We start from the raw sequence: 4,434 nt of genomic DNA, 5'->3' as shown, positions 1-4,434 counted from the left end.
GATCGAGCCCTGGACGGCCAGGCGGGCCGCGAGCCAGGTCACGAGCGCGAGGAAGACCATCGGCAGCCCGACGCCGAGCGCCTGCACCCAGCTCGTCACGGCCCCGACCCGGTACCCCTGCCCGGTCAACTCGCCGGAGTCCCGGCGGAAGGCGTCGGCGAACAGCTGCTTCCCGCCGAGGCCGTTGAGCACCCGCAGCCCGCCCGACAGGTCGCCGATCCGGGCGGTCAGACCGCCCTGCTGCTCGCGGTAGACCGCCTCGGCCCCGCGCAGCCGCCCCAGCAGCGGGCCGACCAGCAGCGCGATGACCGGCACCCCGAGCAGCACCACCAACGCGAGCGACACGGAGATCGACAGCAGCAGTCCGGCCACCACGAGGTAGGCGATCATCGCGCCGACGCCCGGGCCGGTCATCGTGAGGGACTGGCTGATCTGCTGGACGTCGGTGACGCCGATCGTGACGACCTCGCCGGCACCCGCCTGCCGCGGCAGCGCCGCACCCAGCCGGGTCGCCTGCCCGACCACCGACTTGATGGTGCGGAAGGTCGCGTCCATCCGCAGCCTGGTCATGGTGCGGTGCCGCATGACGCTCACCCAGGAGTTGACCACGCCCAGGCCCAGCAGGACCCCGCTCCACGCGGTGAGCGCGCCCATCCGGCCCGGCTCCAGCCCGTCGTCGATCGCGCGGGACAGGACGTAAGGCGTCAGGGTGATGAGCACCATCCATACGGTGCCGAGCAGCGCGCCGCCCGCCGTACGGCCGGGCTGACAGGTGAGCAGCCACCACAGATAGCGGCCCGCGCTGCGGTGGTCGGGCGTTCCGGGGTCCGCGTACGCGTCGATCACCGCAGCCGCCCGCGGTTCTTGCGGTACGGCCGGGGCGGGGGCGTCGGCTGGGGTAGGTGCATGGGCGCCACCATCGCAGAGCAGCACGCCCGCGGGCCAACGCATATTTCGCCATTCGGGCGCCCGTCACCGATCCGTCTCGCCCGGGTCCTCGACCCGTCTCCCGTCCGGGCTGTCGCAGCCGCGTCGCGGGCGCGTCCCGGCGCCGTAACAACCCTCCATCCGGCGGAGTTTGCGGTGTGTCCGGCGATCCGGGGGGCATACGGCCTGCATGGGACTCATCGGTTGGATCATTCTGGGACTGCTCGCCGGGGCGATCGCCAAGCTCCTGCTGCCCGGGCGTGACCCGGGTGGGGTGCTGGGCACCATCGTCATCGGCATCGTCGGGGCCTTCCTCGGCGGCTGGCTGTCGGCCAAGCTGCTGGACAAGCCCGTGCCGCACCACTTCTTCGACGGTCACACCTGGCTGGCCGCGATCGGCGGCTCGCTGGTGCTGCTGATCGCCTACCGCCTGCTGTTCGGGGACTCCCGCGACCGCCGAAGTCGACGCTGAGCGGCCCGGCCGGGCCGCCCGGCCCCGCCCGGCCCGGTCCGGGCCGGAGCCCCGGCCCGGTCCGCCCCCGGCCCCGCGCGGGCCCGCACCGTGCCCCCGAACGGCCCCTGTGCACGGGCCGGGCGGCCACCGGCCGAGCACAATGACCGGAGCGACACCCACGGCCCCCGGAGCGGCACCAGGAGCGGAACATGAGCGCAACGGCGGACATCGGCGTGACCGGTCTTGCCGTCATGGGCAGCAATCTCGCCCGGAACTTCGCCCGCCACGGCTTCACCGTGGCGCTGCACAACCGGACCACCGCCAAGACCACCGCCCTCGTCGACGAGCACGGCGACGAGGGCGCCTTCGTGGCCACCGGCACCCCCGAGGAGTTCGTGGCCGCCCTCAAGCGCCCCCGCCGGCTGCTCATCATGGTCAAGGCCGGCGACCCCACCGACGCGGTGATCCGCGAGTTCGCCCCGCTGCTCGAAGAGGGCGACGTGATCATCGACGGCGGCAACGCGCACTTCGCGGACACCCGGCGTCGCGAGCGGGAACTGCGCGCGCAGGGCATCCACTTCGTCGGCACCGGCGTCTCCGGCGGCGAGGAGGGCGCGCTGAACGGCCCGTCCATCATGCCCGGCGGCTCCGCGCAGTCGTACGAGTCGCTCGGCCCGCTGCTGGAGCGGATCGCCGCGAAGGCCAAGGACGGCACGCCCTGCACCACCCACGTCGGCCCCGACGGCGCCGGCCACTTCGTGAAGATGGTGCACAACGGCATCGAGTACGCCGACATGCAGCTCATCGCCGAGGCGTACGACCTGCTGCGGGCCATCGGCGGCTACACCCCGGCGCAGATCGCCGAGATCTTCCGCACCTGGAACACCGGGCGGCTCGACTCGTACCTGATCGAGATCACCGCCGAGGTGCTGGCCCACACCGACGCCGCGACCGGCCGCCCCTTCGTGGGCGTCGTCACCGACCAGGCCGAGCAGAAGGGCACCGGCCGCTGGACCGTGCAGACCGCGCTCGACCTGGGCGTGCCCGTCTCCGGGATCGCCGAGGCGGTCTTCGCCCGCTCGGTCTCCGGCCACGCCGACCTGCGCGCCGCCTCCCGCGGCCTGCCCGGCCCGCACGCGAAGGCCCTGTCGGGCCAGGCCGCGGCCGACTTCGCCGACCAGGTCGAACAGGCCCTGTACGCGTCGAAGATCGTCTCCTACACCCAGGGCTTCCACCAGATCCAGGCCGGCAGCGACGCCTACGACTGGGACATCGACCTGGGCCGGATCGCGGCGATCTGGCGCGGCGGCTGCATCATCAGGGCCGCGTTCCTGGACCGGATCACCGCCGCGTACGAGGGCCGCCCCGACCTGCCCAGCCTGCTGTCCGACCAACGGTTCGCCGCCGAGATCGGCGCCGCCCAGGACGACTGGCGGGCCGTGGTGGCCGCGGCCGCGCGCGGCGGAGTGCCCGCCCCCGGCTTCTCCGCCGCGCTCGCCTACTACGACGCGCTGCGCGCCGAGCGGCTGCCGGCCGCCCTCACCCAGGCCCAGCGCGACTTCTTCGGCGCCCACACCTACCGGCGCATCGACCGCGAGGGCGTGTTCCACACGCTGTGGGGCGGCAACCGTGACGAGGTCGAAGCCGGGTGAGCGCCGGTCGGCAGCCACCCGACAGGCACTGCGCGTAACGCCACCTAACGGGGGAATGCGACCACGCACAGGGCACCGGGCGTGCCCCGGCGAAAGGTAGGTTGGGGATGATCGAGCCCGCTGATCTGCGCGAGTGGCGCGACCACGACGTGGTCGACGAGGAGAGCCACAAGATCGGCGCCCTGGAGGCGGTCTACGTGGACACCACCACCGACCAGCCCGCGGTGGCAACGGTCCGGATCGGACTGCCCACGCGGCACCGGCTGGTGTTCGTGCCCGTCTCGGCGGCAGTGATCGGTCCGGGCTACGTACGGGTCCCCTACGCCAAGGCGCTGGTGAAGTCGGCCCCCTCGATCGGGACGGACGACGTCCTTCCGGTCGAGGACGAGGAGGCGATCTTCCAGCACTACGGGCTCCCGTACGAGCCGGCGGCGAAGGGCACCCGGCTCCTCGCCCGCCGCTGACCGTACCCCGCGGCCGGCAACCGGAGTGCCGGTCCCGGCCGGCATCCGACGGCATCCGAGCAGCGTCCGACGGGTACCGCCGGCCGATCGCCCACCGCCCCGAAAGGACATCGGACCATGAGCCTGTTCCTCCTGCTGATCATCGTGGCGATCGTCCTCGGCCTGATCGGCGCGGTCGCCGGGGGCCTGGGCTTCCTGCTCGCGATCGGCATCGTGGTGTTCGTCGCGGACCTGGCGTGGGGCGTGTGGCGGCTGCGTCGTAACAGGCCGCGCCGCAAGCGGCCGGTCCGTTGAAGCGGCCGGCGGCCCGATGAGCTCCATCACCGACTGGCTCGCGCGCTCCTCCGGCCCGGCCGTCTACGCGATCGTCGGCGCCCTCGTCTTCTGCGAGGACGCTCTCTTCTTCGGGTTCGTGCTGCCCGGCGAGACCGCGGCGGTGCTCGGCGGGGTCGTCGCCAGCCAGGGCCGGGTGTCGGTGTTCTGGCTGTGCGTGGTGGTGGTGCTCGCGGCGGTGGCCGGTGACAGCGTGGGCTACGAGGTCGGCCGGCGGTTCGGCCCGCGCATCCTGGACAGCCGCGCGCTGCGCGGGCACCGCGAACGCATCGGCCGTGCCGAGGAGTTGATCCGCAGGCGCGGCCCGGCCGCGGTCTTCCTCGGCCGCTTCATCGCCTTCTTCCGCGCCCTGATGCCCGCGCTCGCGGGCATCTCCCGCATGCCCTACCGGGTCTTCCTCGTCTTCAACGCGGCCGGCGGTCTCGTCTGGGGCGTCGGCTTCACCCTGCTCGGCTATTACGCGGGCGACGCGTACAAGCGCGTCGAGCACACCGCCGGCACGGCCGTCGCGATCGTCATCGCGGTGGCCGTGGTCGCGGCCCTCGTCTACTGGCACTTCAGGCGCCGGCGGCAGGAGGCGGGGGAGGAGAAGGCGGGGGAGGAG

6 protein-coding genes are annotated in these 4,434 nt (G+C 73.2%); 5 read left to right on the top strand and 1 reads right to left on the bottom strand.

Annotated features, from left to right (window positions below; all coding sequences use genetic code 11):
- A partial coding sequence (locus tag AC13HU_RS32970; RefSeq protein WP_483045657.1) for an ABC transporter transmembrane domain-containing protein occupies positions 1-846 on the bottom strand: 846 nt, incomplete at its 3' end.
- Between the two features lie 271 nt (positions 847-1,117).
- Between AC13HU_RS32970 and AC13HU_RS32965 the strand changes: the two genes are divergently transcribed.
- The 5 genes from AC13HU_RS32965 to AC13HU_RS32945 all read left to right on the top strand — a co-directional run.
- Positions 1,118-1,399: a GlsB/YeaQ/YmgE family stress response membrane protein gene (locus AC13HU_RS32965; protein WP_328473247.1), complete on the top strand. Its 282-nt coding sequence runs from the start codon at positions 1,118-1,120 to the stop codon at positions 1,397-1,399.
- A gap of 191 nt (positions 1,400-1,590) precedes the next feature.
- Positions 1,591-3,033, top strand: coding sequence for an NADP-dependent phosphogluconate dehydrogenase (gene gndA / locus AC13HU_RS32960; protein ID WP_483045656.1), 1,443 nt, complete (start codon positions 1,591-1,593; stop codon positions 3,031-3,033).
- A gap of 107 nt (positions 3,034-3,140) precedes the next feature.
- Positions 3,141-3,497 (top strand): PRC-barrel domain-containing protein, encoded by a 357-nt coding sequence (locus AC13HU_RS32955; RefSeq protein WP_483045655.1) that lies wholly within the window; start codon positions 3,141-3,143, stop codon positions 3,495-3,497.
- A gap of 117 nt (positions 3,498-3,614) precedes the next feature.
- Entirely contained in the window at positions 3,615-3,791 is a 177-nt protein-coding gene (locus AC13HU_RS32950; protein ID WP_483045654.1) for a hypothetical protein, read from the top strand.
- Positions 3,792-3,807: 16 nt separating this feature from the next.
- The coding region (locus tag AC13HU_RS32945; RefSeq protein ID WP_483045653.1) for a DedA family protein at positions 3,808-4,434 on the top strand (627 nt) is incomplete at its 3' end.

The sequence above is a fragment of the Streptomyces sp. NH27 genome, from assembly GCF_056859195.1.
Note: the sequence above shows the minus strand (reverse complement) of the source record. Positions and strands in the feature narration are given on the sequence as shown.

Coding starts and splice junctions, on each gene's coding strand:
- gndA (WP_483045656.1), top strand. CDS start 1,591: ATGAGCGCAACGGCGGACATCGGCGTGACCGGTCTTGCCGTCATGGGC.
- AC13HU_RS32950 (WP_483045654.1), top strand. CDS start 3,615: ATGAGCCTGTTCCTCCTGCTGATCATCGTGGCGATCGTCCTCGGCCTG.
- AC13HU_RS32955 (WP_483045655.1), top strand. CDS start 3,141: ATGATCGAGCCCGCTGATCTGCGCGAGTGGCGCGACCACGACGTGGTC.
- AC13HU_RS32965 (WP_328473247.1), top strand. CDS start 1,118: ATGGGACTCATCGGTTGGATCATTCTGGGACTGCTCGCCGGGGCGATC.